At 72.3% G+C, this 15,085-nt stretch carries 11 protein-coding genes and 1 pseudogene; 8 read left to right on the top strand and 4 right to left on the bottom strand.

From position 1 onward, the window contains the following. Positions 1 to 556: 556 nt before the first annotated feature. The 3 genes from Dsi01nite_RS12865 to gatA all read left to right on the top strand — a co-directional run bounded on the left by Dsi01nite_RS12865 (position 557) and on the right by gatA (position 4,489). Entirely contained in the window at positions 557 to 2,581 is a 2,025-nt protein-coding gene (locus Dsi01nite_RS12865; RefSeq protein WP_203846343.1) for a putative bifunctional diguanylate cyclase/phosphodiesterase, read from the top strand. A gap of 129 nt (positions 2,582 to 2,710) precedes the next feature. After that, a complete protein-coding gene (gene gatC, locus Dsi01nite_RS12860) occupies positions 2,711 to 3,010 on the top strand; it encodes an Asp-tRNA(Asn)/Glu-tRNA(Gln) amidotransferase subunit GatC (RefSeq protein WP_203846342.1) in 300 nt (99 codons plus the stop codon). A 3-nt stretch (positions 3,011 to 3,013) separates the two neighbouring features. After that, entirely contained in the window at positions 3,014 to 4,489 is a 1,476-nt protein-coding gene (gene gatA / locus Dsi01nite_RS12855; protein ID WP_203846341.1) for an Asp-tRNA(Asn)/Glu-tRNA(Gln) amidotransferase subunit GatA, read from the top strand. 39 nt (positions 4,490 to 4,528) lie between these two features. Here the strand turns inward: gatA and Dsi01nite_RS12850 are convergent, their stop codons facing one another. After that, positions 4,529 to 4,705 carry a DUF4236 domain-containing protein gene (locus Dsi01nite_RS12850; protein WP_081971544.1) on the bottom strand — a complete coding sequence of 59 codons (177 nt, stop codon included), beginning with the start codon at positions 4,703 to 4,705 and terminating at the stop codon, positions 4,529 to 4,531. Between the two features lie 77 nt (positions 4,706 to 4,782). Between Dsi01nite_RS12850 and gatB the strand changes: the two genes are divergently transcribed. Beyond that, positions 4,783 to 6,276 (top strand): Asp-tRNA(Asn)/Glu-tRNA(Gln) amidotransferase subunit GatB, encoded by a 1,494-nt coding sequence (gene gatB, locus Dsi01nite_RS12845; protein ID WP_203846340.1) that lies wholly within the window; start codon positions 4,783 to 4,785, stop codon positions 6,274 to 6,276. Here the strand turns inward: gatB and Dsi01nite_RS12840 are convergent. Then, a complete protein-coding gene (locus Dsi01nite_RS12840) occupies positions 6,257 to 7,846 on the bottom strand; it encodes a metallophosphoesterase family protein (RefSeq protein WP_373318772.1) in 1,590 nt (529 codons plus the stop codon). The genes gatB and Dsi01nite_RS12840 overlap by 20 nt on opposite strands. Positions 7,847 to 7,908: 62 nt before the next feature. Beyond that, the gene (locus Dsi01nite_RS12835) at positions 7,909 to 9,099 is read right to left on the bottom strand and encodes a PQQ-dependent sugar dehydrogenase (protein ID WP_203846344.1); all 1,191 of its coding nucleotides are present in this window, start codon (positions 9,097 to 9,099) and stop codon (positions 7,909 to 7,911) included. Between the two features lie 70 nt (positions 9,100 to 9,169). Between Dsi01nite_RS12835 and Dsi01nite_RS12830 the strand changes: the two genes are divergently transcribed. Genes Dsi01nite_RS12830 through Dsi01nite_RS12820 form a run of 3 tightly spaced genes read left to right on the top strand, consistent with a single transcriptional unit; the run spans position 9,170 to position 11,846 of the window. Beyond that, a complete protein-coding gene (locus Dsi01nite_RS12830; RefSeq protein ID WP_203846339.1) occupies positions 9,170 to 9,661 on the top strand; it encodes a SigE family RNA polymerase sigma factor in 492 nt (163 codons plus the stop codon). Next, a complete protein-coding gene (locus Dsi01nite_RS12825) occupies positions 9,658 to 10,926 on the top strand; it encodes a hypothetical protein (RefSeq protein ID WP_203846338.1) in 1,269 nt (422 codons plus the stop codon). The genes Dsi01nite_RS12830 and Dsi01nite_RS12825 overlap by 4 nt, the downstream gene beginning before the upstream one ends. Positions 10,927 to 10,961: 35 nt before the next feature. Further along, on the top strand, positions 10,962 to 11,846 hold the full coding sequence (locus tag Dsi01nite_RS12820; RefSeq protein WP_203846337.1) for a 2-hydroxyacid dehydrogenase: 885 nt from the start codon (positions 10,962 to 10,964) through the stop codon (positions 11,844 to 11,846). Here the strand turns inward: Dsi01nite_RS12820 and Dsi01nite_RS12815 are convergent. After that, a complete protein-coding gene (locus Dsi01nite_RS12815) occupies positions 11,840 to 12,208 on the bottom strand; it encodes a PH domain-containing protein (protein ID WP_203846336.1) in 369 nt (122 codons plus the stop codon). The two genes, Dsi01nite_RS12820 and Dsi01nite_RS12815, sit on opposite strands and share 7 nt — an antisense overlap. A gap of 191 nt (positions 12,209 to 12,399) precedes the next feature. On the opposite strand from Dsi01nite_RS12815, the pseudogene Dsi01nite_RS12810 reads away from it, so the two are divergent. Further along, positions 12,400 to 15,085, top strand: a pseudogene (locus Dsi01nite_RS12810) (hypothetical protein); the annotation flags it as partial.

Genomic DNA, 15,085 nt, shown 5'->3' with positions numbered 1-15,085 from the left:
GGTGCCACACCGCCGCTGGTCACAGAAGCCGCAAACTCCCCACCCATCCGACGCTTTGAACTACCTGGTCGATCGGTGGTCGCGGGCGCCCGTTCACGGCTGGATCGACGTCGTCTCATGGCGGTCAGGACGGCCGGTTCGTGACGTCGACCTGTGGCCGGTCTGGTCCAGCAGCGGGGGCCACGCCGCCACCGAACAACCCGGTGGATCGCTGTTGTCCCACGGTAGGTAATCCACCGGGTAGTTCAAGATTGGTGTTCCGAAGTGCTGGTACCGCCCGGTCTAGTGATCGATGGTTTTTATTCTTTGGCCAAAGCGGTGTTGGGTGCGCTCTCCGTCAGGCAAAGGTTGCGTTAGGTGACTGAACCGGTGTGACGGAACGTCCGGTAATCGCTACGGAAATGGCGGACGGGGAGATCGGATTCGCCCGGTCGGACGAATGGCGGGCGTTTTGTGCATCGATTCAGCATCCTTTCCGGTTTCGGCACCGGTTCAGGGTGCAGGCTCGCAGAGCGTCACGACGGAGTGGTCGGCGGCACCCGAAGCGGGGGAGTGGATGGAGCAGAGCGCGCTGCGCAACGTCGCGCCGCCTCGGGACGCTCGTCGGTTCTTCGCGTACGTGGCGGTGGTGATCGGAGCCGGGGCGGTGCTGCTGGCCGTGCACCTGCCCGGTGGGTTCCCGCAGAGCCTGCCCGCGGCGTTCTGGGTGCTCGCCGGATGCGCCGTGATCGCCGACACCAGGCCGTTCGTGCAGGTGGGCCGGGATGACGTGCTGCTCACGTTTCCGTCGGTGTGCTTCACGTTCGCGATCCAGCTGGCGTTCGGGTTCGCGCCCGCGGTGCTGGTGCAGCTGGCGGCGGTGGTGGTCACCGCGGGCTGGCTGCGGCACGCGGCGTGGCGGGCCGCGTTCAACGCCGCGCAGTACCTCGTCTCGTTCGCGGTGGCGGATCTGATCGTCAGGCGATCGCACCACGTCGGCTGGATCGTAGTGGCGGCGGTGGCCTGGTTCATGGTCAACAACCTGCTCGTCTCGACCGCGGTGTGGCTGCGGTTCGGGAAGGGGTGGCGGGCCCGGTTCGCGCGGGCGGTCCGGGTGGACGCGCTGGCCACCGGCGCGCTGCTGCTGTCGGCGCCCGGGCTGGTCGCGGCCGCCCGGGTCGACGTGCTGCTGATCCCGTTGGCGTTGGTGTCGTTGTACGCCGTACGCCGGATGACCGTGCTCTCGGCCGAGCGGGCGCTGGAGGCGCGCCGGGACTCGTTGACGGGCCTGGCGAACCGCAAGGGGCTCGAGCGGGCCGTCGCCAACCGGCTGCAGGAGCACGCCGACCGGGCGGCGAACCAGGAGGCCGCCCGGCGGCTCGCGCTGCTGCTGCTGGACCTCGACGGGTTCAAGCAGGTCAACGACTCGCTCGGGCACCGCGTCGGCGACCGGCTGCTGGTCGAGGTGGCGCGGCGGCTCACGGACCGGGCCGACGCGGAGGTCGGTCGGCTCGGCGGCGACGAGTTCGCGATCGTCGTGCCGCACCTGCGCGACGTCGCCGACGCCAGGGCGCACGCGGAGCGGATCATGGACGTGTTGCGGGAGCCGGTGCTGCTGGACGGGCTGCCGATCGACGTGGGCGGGTCGGTGGGTGTCGCGGTGTATCCGGAGCACGGCACCGACTTCGAGGAGCTGATGCAGCACGCCGACGTCGCCATGTACGACGCGAAAGGCCGGGGCGACAACCTCGCGGTGTACGCGCCCGAGGCCGACCACAACTCCCCGGAGCGGCTGAGCCTGCTGGCCGACCTGCGCAAGGCGCTGGAGAGCACCGGCGACACGGGCATCGCGCTGTACTACCAGCCGCAGGTCGAACTGGCGACCGGCGAGGTCGTGGGGCTGGAGGCCCTCCTGCGGTGGCAGCACCCGGAGCGTGGCCTCGTCGACCCCGAGGAGCTCATCAAGGTCGCCGAGCACAGTTCGGTGATGCGGCTGCTGACGTTCCGGGTGATCGACGACGCGATCGACCAGCTGGCGGCGTGGGCCGAGGGGCCGGACGGCGGGGCGGCGGCGCGGGTCCGGGTCGCGGTCAACGTGAGCGTGCGGGACCTGCACACGGGCGAGATCGCCGACCGGATCGCGGCGAAGCTGCGGCAGACGGGGATCGAGCCCGAGCGGCTGGAGCTGGAGATCACGGAGAGCGCGCTGATGGCCGACCCGCGGCGGGTGCTCGCCACCCTCGCGCGGCTGGACCGGCTCGGGATCGCGATCGCGCTGGACGACTTCGGCACCGGGTACTCCTCGATGCTGCACCTGCGCCGGCTGCCGCTCAAAGAGGTGAAGATCGACCGGTCGTTCGTGCTGGGGGTGGCCACGGACCCCGACGACGCGGCGATCGTGCGGTCGATGATCGACCTGGCGCGGGCGCTGGGGCTGCGGATCGTCGCCGAGGGCGTCGAGGACGAACGGACCTGGCGGATGCTGGTCGAGGCGGGCTGTGACCTGGCCCAGGGCTGGTACTTCGCCCGGCCGATGCCGCCGGACCGCCTCCTCGACTGGCTGACCCGGCACCGGCGCTCAACGGTCGCACACACCGCCTGAGGCCGTGTCGCGTTACACCGCCCGAGGCCGCCCCGCACCATGTCGCGCACAGCGAGTGACGCCGTGCACGGCGGCTGACGGGGACGAAATAGACTGCGTCGAGCCGACTGTTGAAGGAGCATTGCGCCCATGGCCACCATTTCCCGCGAAGAGGTGGCGCATCTCGCGCGCCTCGCGCGGCTTGCAGTCACCGATGACGAGCTCGACACCTTCGCCGGGCAGCTCGACGTGATCCTGCAGGCCGTTGCCCAGGTGGGCGAGGTCGCCGCGGTTGACGTGCCGCCGACGTCGCACTCCGTCCCGCTGACCAACGTGTTCCGCGACGACGTCGTCGTGCCGGGGCTGACGCGCGACGAGGCGCTCTCCGGTGCGCCCGACGCCGAGGACAACCGCTTCCGCGTCCCGCGGATCCTGGACGAGGAGGCCTGAGCCATGACTGACGTCACCAAGCTGACGGCGGCCGAACTCGGCCGCAAGCTCGCCGCGAAGGAGCTCTCCGCGGTCGAGGTCGCCACCGCCCACCTGGACCGCATCGACGCGGTCGAGGGCAAGGTCCACGCGTTCCTGCACGTCGACCGCGACGGCGCCCTGAAGGCGGCCAAGGACGTCGATGACGCCCGCGCCAAGGGTGAGACCACAGGCCCGCTGGCCGGGGTGCCGATCGCGGTCAAGGACGTGATCACCACCAAGGGTGTGCCGACCACCGCGGGGTCGAAGATCCTGGAGGGCTGGCGGCCGCCGTACGACGCGACGATCATGACGCGGATGCGCGAGGCCGGGCTGGTCATGCTCGGCAAGACCAACATGGACGAGTTCGCGATGGGTTCCTCCACCGAGTACTCGGCCTACGGCCCCACGTACAACCCGTGGGACACCACCCGCATCCCCGGCGGCTCGGGCGGTGGCTCGGCCGCGGCCGTCGCCGCCTACGAGGCGCCCCTCGCGATCGGCACCGACACCGGCGGCTCGATCCGCCAGCCGGCCGCGGTCACCGGCACCGTCGGCGCGAAGCCGACCTACGGCGGCACGTCGCGCTACGGCCTCGTGGCGTTCTCGTCCTCGCTGGACACCCCGGGACCGTGCGCGCGGACCGTCGAGGACGCGGCGCTGCTGCACGCGATCATCGGCGGCCACGACCCGCGCGACTCGACGTCGATCCCGCAGCCGGTGCCCGACGTCGTCGCCGCGGCCCGGCTGGGCGCGACCGGTGACCTCAGCGGGGTCCGGCTCGGCCTGGTCAAGGAGTTCGCCGGCGACGGTGCCGAGCCGGGCGTCGCCGCGGCCTACCGTGAGTCGGTCGACGCGCTGGTCAAGCTGGGCGCCGAGGTCGTCGAGGTGTCGTGCCCGAGCTTCAAGTTCGCGCTGCCGGCCTACTACCTGATCGCGCCGAGCGAGTGCTCGTCCAACCTGGCCCGCTTCGACGGGGTCCGGTTCGGGCTGCGCAGCGGCGACGACGGCAAGCACAGCCTCGAAGAGGTCATGCAGCTCACCCGCGAGGAGGGGTTCGGCGCGGAGGTCAAGCGCCGGATCATCCTGGGCACCTACGCGCTGTCCGCCGGCTACTACGACGCCTACTACGGGCAGGCGCAGAAGGTGCGGACGCTGATCAGCCGCGACTTCGCGCAGGCCTTCGAAAAGGCGGACGTCCTGGTCGCGCCGACGACGCCGTTCGTGGCGTTCCCGCTCGGGTCGCGCACGTCGGACCCGTACCAGATGTATCTCGCGGACCTGTACACGATCCCGTCGAACCTCTACGGCGGTCCCGCGATCTCGGTGCCGGCCGGACTGTCCGAGGGACTGCCGGTGGGGCTGCAGATCATGGCGCCGACGATGGCCGACGACCGGATGTACCGGGTCGCCGCCGCCCTCGAGTCGGCGCTGCCGCCGTTGACCCCGCCCGCGCTGTAGACATGGAAAAGGGGCGGGAGACCGCCCCTTTCTCAAAACTCAGCCGCGGCTGCCCTGCCGCCACGAGAACGGGCCGGGCAGGTCGACGCGGTTCTTCTTGCTCCGCGAGTTCCAGGACCAGGGGCCCAGCTTGAAGCTCCAGGACGAGAAGCCGTCCTGGGTGAAGTGGAAAATGAACGGGCCGAACTTCTTGCTCTTCCGAAACTGCACCGGCATGGCGTTCTCCTCTCCAGGTGGAGTGTTGATACCCAATGCCGCGCGTGGATACACCAGAGGCTGAAAGTAGGCGTTAGATGAGCACCGTGACCCAGCTGTCGTATGACGAGGCGGTGGCCCGCTTCGAGCCGGTCATCGGCCTGGAGACGCACGTCGAGCTCGGCACCAACACCAAGATGTTCTGCGGCTGCCCGACCGAGTTCGGCGCCGAGCCCAACACCCAGGTCTGCCCGGTCTGCCTCGGCCTGCCCGGCGCGCTGCCGGTCGCCAACCGCGCCGCGATCGAGGCGACGATCCGGATCGGGCTCGCGCTCAACTGCTCGATCGCGCCGTGGGGCCGCTTCGCCCGCAAGAACTACTTCTACCCGGACATGCCGAAGAACTTCCAGATCAGCCAGTACGACGAGCCGCTGTGCGTCGACGGGTACCTCGACGTCGACGTCGACGGCGAGCTCGTCCGCATCGGCATCGAGCGGGTGCACTTGGAGGAGGACACGGGCAAGTCGCTGCACGTCGGCGGCTCCACCGGTCGCATCCACGGCGCCACCGAGTCCCTGGTGGACTACAACCGGGCCGGCATCCCGCTCGTCGAGATCGTGACCAAGCCCGTGCCGGGCACCGGCGCCCGGGCCCCGCAGATCGCGAAGGCCTATGTCACGGAGCTTCGCGACGTCATCCGGTCGCTGGGGGTGTCGGATGTGCGGATGGAGCAGGGCTCGATGCGCTGCGACGTCAACACGTCCCTGAACCGGCCCGGCGCGGAGTGGGGCACGCGGACCGAGACGAAGAACGTCAACTCGCTGCGCAGCGTCGAGCGGGCCGTCCGCTCCGAGATCATCCGGCAGTCCGGCGTCCTGGAGAGCGGCGGCACGATCACCCAGGAGACGCGGCACTTCCACGAGACCACCGGCGACACCACGTCGGGCCGCAGCAAGGAGACGGCGACCGACTACCGGTACTTCCCGGAGCCGGACCTCGTGCCGCTCGCCCCGGCGGCGGAGTGGATCGCCGAGCTCAAGGCCGCCCTGCCGGAGCTGCCCCGGGTCCGCCGGCAGCGCCAGCAGGCCGACTGGGGCTTCTCGGACCTCGACATGCAGTCCGTCCTGAACGCCGGCGCCTGGGAGCTGATCGAGGCGACCGTCGCCGCCGGCACCACCGCCGCGGCCGCACGGAAATGGTGGCTGGGGGAGCTGGCCCGGCACGCGAACGAGACCGACACCGAGCTCGACGCGCTCGGCGTCAGCCCGCAGGCGGTCGCCGAGCTGCAGGGCCTCGTGGACGCCGGCAAGATCAACGACAAGCTGGCCCGGGTCGTGCTCGAAGGCGTCATCGCCGGCGAGGGGACGCCCGCCGAGGTCGTCACCGCACGCGGCCTGGAGGTCGTGTCGGACGAGGGCGCGCTGACCAAGGCGGTCGACGAGGCGATCGCGGCCAACCCCGACATCGCGGCGAAGGTGCGCGACGGCAAGGTCGCCGCGGCGGGCGCGCTGGTCGGCGCGGTCATGAAGGCCACCGGCGGCAAGGCGGACGCGAAGACGGTCCGCGAGCTCGTCATCGCCCGCTTGTCGTAACCGAGGGGCTCACCGACGACGACGGCGCCGGCACCGCGGAGATCGACGGTGCCGGCGCCGCCTTCGTGTCCGGGGTCACGATGTGCCGCTGCAGCGACACCTCGGTCAGGCCGGTCCCGCCGACCTGGATGTCGTCGTACGCGGTGAGGTGCCGCTCCTGGTCGAAGTACAGGATCGACAGCGCGAGCGGCAGCGGCTTGGCGCTCTCCAGACCGCGCAGGCCGGCGCCGCCCGTCGAACCCTCGACCATCAGCAGCGTGCGCTCCGGCTGCTTGGCCACCGGCGACGCGGCGTCCGACGGCAGCACGATCGGGGTGTTGGGGTCGAGCCGGGTGATCGAGCGGGCGTGCCGGTGCCCGGCCAGCACGAGGGGGCAGATCCCCGCCAGGGGCTGCGCGGCGACGGGGTCGTGCACCAGGGCGACGTCGACCGGTTTCGGGCTGGACAGGATCTTCTGGGCGAGCCGCTCGCCGGACGTGACGACGGCGGCGTGCTGCTCGGCGTCGGTGGCGTCGGTCGACTTGTCCGGGGTGAACCGCGGGTCGCCGATCCCGGCGAACGTCAGCCCCTTGACCGTGGTGATCGAGTTGTCGAGCACCGTCGCGTTGGGCTGCTTCGCGACGGCGGCGGCCGTCACCGCCGAGTCGTGGTTGCCGCGGACGTAGAGGTACGGCACCCGCAGCTTGCTGATCTCCCCGACGTAGGAGGACTCGGGCTCGCTGCCCCAGTCGTTGATGTCGCCGGTGTCCACGACGACGTCGATGTTGAACTGGTCCGCGACGGTCCGCACCACGCCCCACGCCGCCGGGTTCAGGTGCATGTCGGAGATGTGCAGCACCTTCGTGGCGCTGGTGTTCGGCTCGTACACGGGCAGCGCGGAGATCGTGCCGTACAACTTGGAGACGTTGAGCACGATCTTCTGCAGCTGCGCCCGGTACTCCTCGTAGCGGTCCGTGATCCGGCGGGCGTCGCCGATGATCGCGGGCGCGTTGACCAGCAGGCCGCGATAGGTCGGCTCCTGGATCGCCGCGGGCTTGAACGTCAGCGCGGTCGCGCCGCCGATCGAGGCGAGCACCGCGACGACCACCAGGCCGGCGATCGCCGTCTCGCGCCGGGCCCGGAACGCCAGCCCGACGAGGATCATCGCGCCGAGCAGCCCGGAGCCGGCGGTCTGCAGCGCCAGCCGGCGCACGCCCAGGTTGAGCTGGTCGACCGCGTCGTGGCTGACCTGCTCCAGGTTGCCGCTGTCGGCGACGACCGCCCTGGTCCGGGCCTCGTCCAGGGACTCGAGGCGGATCTGCAGGTGGGCCGGGCCGTCGTGGCTGTCCAGCTCGAGCGAGCCCAGCGGCGGGATCTCCACCGAGGTGTCGCCGTGCAACGACGGCGTCAGCGACAGCTGTGCCTGGAACGGGCCGATGTCCTGGGTCGTGTGCCCGCCGAGCTGGACGCCGATGAGCATGCCGACGATCGCGACGACACCCAGCAGAGCGCCGCGCAGCATGCGCCTCGTGCGGCGCCAGCGCGCGCTGGCGGCCGGGCGGAACGGATGGTGCCGCCGCCCGGCGGCCATCACGATCGCCCGGCGCTGCATCCGGCTCGCGGCCACGGCGGCCCGCCGGCGGAAGGGCGAGGTCAACTCTTGCCGGCCCCGCCCACGTTGCTGATCACGATCCGCAGGAGCTTGTCATCCTCGGGCTTGGGGGTGCCACGGCCGTCCTTGTTGGACGTCGACACCCAGATGCTGTTGTCGGGCGCGGCCACCGCGGCCCGCAGCCGGCCGTGCGCGTCCTTCAGCAGCGGGCTCGGCGCCCCGAAGATGCCGCCCTGGTCGGTGAGCTGCATCACGTACAGCCGGGCGCCCTTGAGGCACGACGTGATGAGGAACCCGTCGACGTACGCCAGGCCGGAGCACGACGCCTCGGACGTCTTCCACACCTGGATCGGGTCGACGAACTTCGCGTCGCCGCCCTTGCCCTCGTGGGTGGGCCAGCCGTAGTTCTTGCCCGCCTCGATCACGTTGATCTCGTCCCATTCGCCCGAACCGAACTCGACGGCGTACATCCGCTTGCTCTTGTCCCAGGCGAACCCTTGCACGTTGCGGTGTCCGTAGCTGTACACCGCCGTTCCGAACGGGTTACCGGGGGCCGGCTTGCCGTCGGGCTGGACGCGCAGGATCTTGCCGCCGAGGCTGGTGAGGTCCTGCGCGCTCTCCGGCTTGGACGCGTCGCCGGTCGACACGTACAGCAGGCCGTCGGGGCCGAAGTGGATCTGGCCGCCGTTGTGGATCGACGACTTCGGGATGCCGGTCAGGATCGGGGTCGGCGGCGAGCCGAGCGTGAGCTTCGCGACCCGGTTGTCGTCCTTGGCGGTGTAGTAGATGAAGACCGTCTGGTCGGTGTCGTACGTCGGCGACACCGCGATGCCCATCAGGCCGCCCTCGCCGCCCGGCATGACCTCGTTGACGGTCTGCACGGTCGTGACGGCCAGGCCGTCGGAGGTGGACTCCTTGCCGACCTTCAGGATCTTCTTGCTGTCACGCTCGGTGACCAGCGCGGAACCGTCCGGCAGGAAGGCGATGCCCCACGGCACGGTGAGGCCCTTGACCAGCACATTGGTGGCGACCTGGGTCTGGCCGTCGTCCTCCTCGCCGCCCGAGGCCGACGCGCTCGGATACGGCGACATCTTCGGCGGCGAGCCCAGCTCGTCCGGGGGCGGCGGGCCGAACGAGCAGCCTGCGAGGGCCAGCATCACTGCGGCGGCCGCCGTCAGGCTCTTTGCGTACGTCCGGGCGTTCACCCGGCCAAGACTAGCGTTGCCCGACATCATCTTCCTTTCAACCTTTGTCGGCGGGGTGGCGTCTGCCCGGGTGAGCGTCCTTTCATTGGGGAGTCGTATGCCAGCCGGGGAGTTCCAAGAATTCGTCGAGGTCCGGTACGGCGACCTCCTGCGCACCGCGTACCTGCTGACCGGCAGCCAGCACGCCGCCGAGGACCTGGTGCAGAGCAGCCTGCTGCGGGTCATGCGGCACTGGGACCGGGTCGACGAGCCGTTCGCCTACGTGCGGCGCGCCATGGTCAACCAGCGGACCAGCATCTGGCGGCGGCTGCGCAACGCCGAGGTGCTGACCGACGACCCGCCGGACCGGCCCGGGCCCGACCCCACGGACCAGATCCTCCAGCGGCGGTCCCTGCTGGCCGCCCTCGACGGCCTCCCGGTGCGGATGCGGGCGGTGCTGGTCCTGCGGTACTGGGAGGACCTGTCGGAGACGGAGACCGCGGCGCTGCTCGGCATCTCGGTCGGATCGGTGAAGAGCCAGGCGTCGCGCGGGCTGGCCCGGCTGCGTGGCGTGCTCACCTCGGATGTGTGGACCCGGAGGGTGTCATGAGCGCCGACCTCGAACAGGCCCTGCGGCACGCGTTCCGCGACACAGCCGAGACAGTCGTGCCCGACCCCGACCCGATGCGCCGGCTCCTACGCCGTCGCCGGCGGCGCTGGGCCGGCGTCACCTCGCTGTTCGTCGCCGCTGCCGTGGCGCTCGCCGCCGGGCTGGTCCCCGCGCTGCAACCGGCGGCGCCCGAGCGGCCCTTCCCGCGACTGCCGGCGTGGACACGGGCGCTGCTCGACTCGCCGACCCGTGGTTCGCTCGCCGGCGACGCGGACCTGGTGCGGGCCGTGCGCGACCGGGCCGCCGCCACCGCGACCGGCGGCCTGACCAGTGTCAAGGTCCTCTTCCTCGGCGAGGCGGAGGGCCGGCGGTTCGTCGCGTACGTGCGATACGACAGGCACCTGGCGGTGCTGTTCCGCAACGACACCCCGGTCGGCGACTCCGTCGAGCACCTCGTCGACGCCGGTCCCGGCGGCCCGCTGGAGCCGCTGGTCACGATCACCAGCACCGAGGTGCCGGTGATCATCGGGGTCGCGCCCGCGGCCTGCACGATCGAGATGTCGATCGGCGGGTCCGTGAGCGAGGACGACGACGTCCAGCGAAACTGGGTGGTCCCGTACGGCAGCTGGATCATGCAGACATCGCGGGATCTGCCGCAGCGGTGGCGGGTCAGCTGCGAGAACAAGGTGCGCTCGGAGGGGCCGCCGGTCCCGGTCGGTGATCTCGACGACCGGACCGACCTGTTCGCCGTCGCCGGATTCCAGCACGAGCCGCCCGTGCCGCGGTGGAGCGGGACGATCGAGGGAGCCGAGGGCACCTGGCGGCTGTCGACCGCCCGCCTGCCGGACGGCTCGGTGGCCGCGGTGCTCGCCACCGGCCCGGCCGACCGGTACACCGTCGCGACCGCCTTCGAGACGGCCGCGGGCCCGGTGGACCGCGCCGGCTGGGGGCTGGTGTCCACCGCGGTCAGCCACGATCCGGACGTGATCGCGATCAGGGTGCCGTACCGCGCGAACGGCCGGGCACTCCTCGGCGACCGGGTGCTGGTCCTCGCCGCGAAACCCGGTGCGGCGGAGGTGATCGTGCGCGCCGAGATCGGCACCCTGGGGGCGCCCCTGCACGACGGCGTCGCCCCGGTCAACGCCGCGAGCGGGCCGGTCCTGGTCCAGGACGCCGCCGGTGCCCGGATCGCCACGACCTGGCTGCCGGAGCGGGTGCCGCAGGTGTTCGGGGAGAAGACGGTCTCGGGGTGGTACAGCGGGTAGCTACTGTGCTCCGGTGGGGTAGCTACTGTGCTCCGGTGAAGGTTTGCATCCCGCACGAGTCCGGGCTGGCACTGCTCGGCCCGCTGCCCGCCGGTGTCTCCGTTTCCGTGGACACCACGCCCGTCGACGTCGACTTCTGGGTGCCGCCGTTCCTCGCCCCGCCGGACGTCGTGGACCGGGCCGAGGGGATGCCCCACCTGAAGGTCGTGCAGCTCATGAGCGCCGGCGCGGACCGGTGGGCCGGCCGGCTGCGCGACGGCGTCCAGCTGTGCGACGCCCGCGGCGTGCACGACTCCTCCACGTCGGAGTGGGTCCTCACCGCGATCCTGTCCTATCTGCGGGACTTCCCGTACTTCGTGCGCACCGGCCGCGACTGGGCGTACCGGCAGACCGACGAGCTCGCCGGCAAGCGGGTGCTGATCGTCGGGGCCGGCTCGATCGGTGCCGCGGTCGAGGCCAGGCTCGCGCCGTTCGAGGTGTCCGTCACATCCGTGGCCCGCCGGGCCCGCGACGGCGTGCACGGCGTGGAGGAGCTGCCGTCGCTGCTGCCGTCCGCGGACGTGGTGGTCGTGCTGGTGCCGCTCACCCCGGCGACGACCGGACTCGTCTCGGCGGCGTTCCTGGCCGCGATGCCGGACGGGGCGCTGCTGGTCAACGCCGCCCGGGGACCCGTCGTGGACACCGACGCGGTCCTGGCCGAGACGGCCTCCGGGAGAATCGGCTATGCGACAGATGTCACCGAGCCCGAGCCGCTGCCGGCGTCCCATCCGCTGTGGGATCTGCCGAATGTGCTGATCACCCCACATGTGGCGGGTTCGGTACGAGGTCTGCTCCACCGCGCCTACGGGCTGGCGGGTGCGCAGGTGCGCCGGTTCGCGGCGGGGGAGCCGCTGGTCAACGTGGTGGTCGACGGCTACTGAGCCTGGGTGGTCAGCGCCGTGATGCGCTCGACGTCGGCGGGACGGACCGCGTCGAGCTTGACGAAGTGACCGTTGGCCAGGCGGGCCTGGACCGTGCCGTCCTGGCTGACGAGGCCGTCGACCGCGGCCCACGGCACGCGGCGGCTACCGAGCAGGGCCCGCACCGTGAAACCGGCCGCGTCGACGTCGGTGCCGGCCCGCCACGCCCACACCGCGATCGCGATCGGCACCAGGAGGACGGGCAGGAACCAGGGGCCGCCGGCCAGCAGCGGGATCGCGCCGATGGTGGCGATGCCGGCCGCCACGGCGAGCGACGCGCTGCGCCGGAACCTCACGGTGGGGCGCGTGGTACGGGTGGTCACCGGACAAGTCTCGCACCTTTCGTGGAACTGCTTCTTGTCGGTGGGTCGGGGCATACTGACGCGGTGGGGGATCACGATCGGGGCGGACGCCCCTCGCTCGGCGCGGCGCCCGGGGTTACGCTCGGTGCCGTGTTCGACGTGATCGCGACAAGTCGGCGTGCCGGTGATCGCGGCTGCTTGGAGGCCCGGACTTGACCGGCAACTCGTGGAACTCCGGCATCAAGAGCAGCCGACGGGTCGGCGTGCGCCCGACCGGCGTGCTCGCGGGAGCGCTCATCGTCGCCGCCGCCCTGCTCGCCCTGGCCGTCGCCGGCTGGGGCGTCACTGAGCTCAGCCCCCTCTGGGGCGCCGCGGCGATCCTGTCGCTCGTCGGTGTGCTCGTGCTCACACTGCGTGGCTTCCCGATCTTCGCCATTCTCGCCACCGTCGCCGGCGCCGTCGTCTGGGGCGCCGCCACCCGCACGTGGCTGCCCGACGGCTGGACGGACTTCGTCGGCCTGCTCAAGTTCATCGGCGTCAACCTCGGCTTCGACGTGCCGCTCATCGGCGCGTTCCTGTCCGCGCTGATGCTCGACGCCCGCCGGCTGTCCCGCGCCGCCATCGAGGAGGCCGTCAGCGGCCGCCGCTGGTGGGGCCAGCCCGACGACCACCTGCCCCGGCTCAAGGAGCTCGAGGCGCTGCCCTCGGCCCGCTTCTTCGCCCTCGGCGAGGGCGGCTGCACCCATCTCGTCGTCGCCGGGCGGCGCGTCGCCCTGTTCCTGCCGACCGTCTGGCCGCACGGCGAGTTCTCCATGGACGCCTCCGGCCAGGTCCTGCGCGGCGGCCGCCTCTTCGTCCCCGGCTCGGAGGACGTCGACGGCCTCGCCGCCGAGGTGCACACCTGGCGCGAGCAGCTCGGCAAGGTCGGCGGCTCGGTCCGCGGCTACCTCGTCGTCGCCCCCTCCCGCGGCGACGTCAGCGAGGACCTCGTCATCTCCGTCGCCCCCGGTGAGCACCTCCACCTCGTCCACGCGCACGAGATGGTCGAGGCCGCGGGCCGCTGGCTCGCCGCCGAGCCCTACCGGGTCGAGCTCTCCGTCATGGAGCGCCTGCTCGTGATCGCCTCGGGCAACAAGCTGCCCGAGCCGTCGCCCCTGGCCCGCTCCTTCGCCCGCACCGGCGCGTTCCCCACCATCGGCGCCTCCCCGACCGCCGCCGACGCGGCCTTCGCGGCGGCGGCCGGCACCGACGGCCCCGCGGGCGCCGAGCCCGGCTCGCTCCGCGACCGCCTCACCCGCGGCCGCTTCGCCCGCTCCACCGGCGCCACCGACGCGTCCCGCTCCGAGGGCCGCTCCCTGGAGGACAGCTCAGTGAGCCGCTCAGCGGACCGTTCGGAAGACCGCTACGGCGACCGCTCCGCGGGCCGCTGGGACGACGACCTCCCCACCGGTCACGGCGACTTCGACGAGGACGGCTCGGTCCGCGACCGGTTCGGCCGCAGCCAGCGCACCCCCGACCCGGTCGCGCCGGCCGGCGACACGTGGGAGTCCCGGGCCACCCGGGAGCTGGTCGGCTCCTGGGACAGCGAGTCGGCCAACAAGCTGGCGGCCTGGGCCGTCGACTCGAGCCCCGACCCCACCGACCCCACCTCCTCCCGGGACGACCGGCTGACGCTGGAGGACTTCGGCAGCCGATCGGCCGCCGGCACCGTCCCGGATGGCGACGCCCGGGACGACGACCGCGCCGGGGCAGGCTCGCGGCGTCCGTGGTCGCCGAGCCGCGACGAGGAGTCCTCCAGGGTCGGCCGCCGCCGCGCCGACCCCGACGACGGTCCCGCCGCGGACTGGCGGGCCGAGCCGTTCGCGGCTCCGTCCGGTGGTCGCCCGCCGTCGTCCCCGCCGCCGCCTGAGTGGCCGTCCTCACCGTCGTCCTCGTCGTCTTCGTCTTCGTCCTCGTCCTCGTCCTCGTCGTTTTCGGGGTCCTCCGCGGGTTCGGCGTCGGGCGGGTCGGCGTCGCTGCCGGGCTTCTCTGCTTCGGAGCCCGCGCCGGAGTCGCCGCCGGACCGGTTCGCGTCCCTCATGTCGGAGTTCGACCGTCTCGCCAGTGACCCGGACCGGTTCGGGTTCGCCCTGGACGGCCCTGAGGCATTCGACCCGGCCCCCAGCGATCCGCCGGCTCCGTCCGGCCGCTCGACCGGCTCCGACCCTGGCCGCTCCACCTCGGGCTGGGCGTCGGACTCGGGCAGCGGGTCGTCCGATCGCGGGTCGTCGTTCGGGGTGGGCGGTTCGCCGGCCCGTGCCGGGGCATCGGGACCGGGCGGCACGCCGGCCGATCGGGACGCTTCCTCGGATCGCGACAGGTCCGGCCGGACACCGGCCGACCCGGGGCGTTTCGGCACCGGCGCGGGGGAGCGCCCCGCGCGCCGCCCCGCTGAGCGGCCCGCCTGGACCGGCAGTCTCTTCGACGGCGACAAGCCCGAGCTCGTGGCCGAACCCCTCGAGCTGCGCCGCTCCTGGGAGACCGACGCGGCCGCCCGCAACCTCCGCCGCCGCGACCGGCAGCAGCCCGCCCCTTCCGATCGGCCCTCCGCGGACACCCCGGTCTCCGGCGCGCCCACGTCCGGCATCCCGACGTCCTCGATCCCGACCTCGGGCAGCCCGACCTCGGGCGGCCCCCGCCTCGACGACGCTTCGTCCGCCGGTCCCTCCTCCGGGTCCTGGTCCGGCGGCTCGTCGTTCGGCTCGTCGTTCGGCTCATCGACCTCCGGTTCGTCCGGGTCGTGGTCCGACGCTTCCGGGGCGTCGTCCCTCAGCGGCCCGTCGGCCGCCTGGCCGGTGGCGGCCGAGCCCGGCTTCGGCGGCCCCGCGACCACCTCCCCGGCATCGCGACCGGAGCCGC

It is taken from the genome of Dactylosporangium siamense (assembly GCF_016862795.1).
GTDB classification, from domain to species: domain Bacteria; phylum Actinomycetota; class Actinomycetes; order Mycobacteriales; family Micromonosporaceae; genus Dactylosporangium; species Dactylosporangium siamense.
Note: the sequence above shows the minus strand (reverse complement) of the source record. Positions and strands in the feature narration are given on the sequence as shown.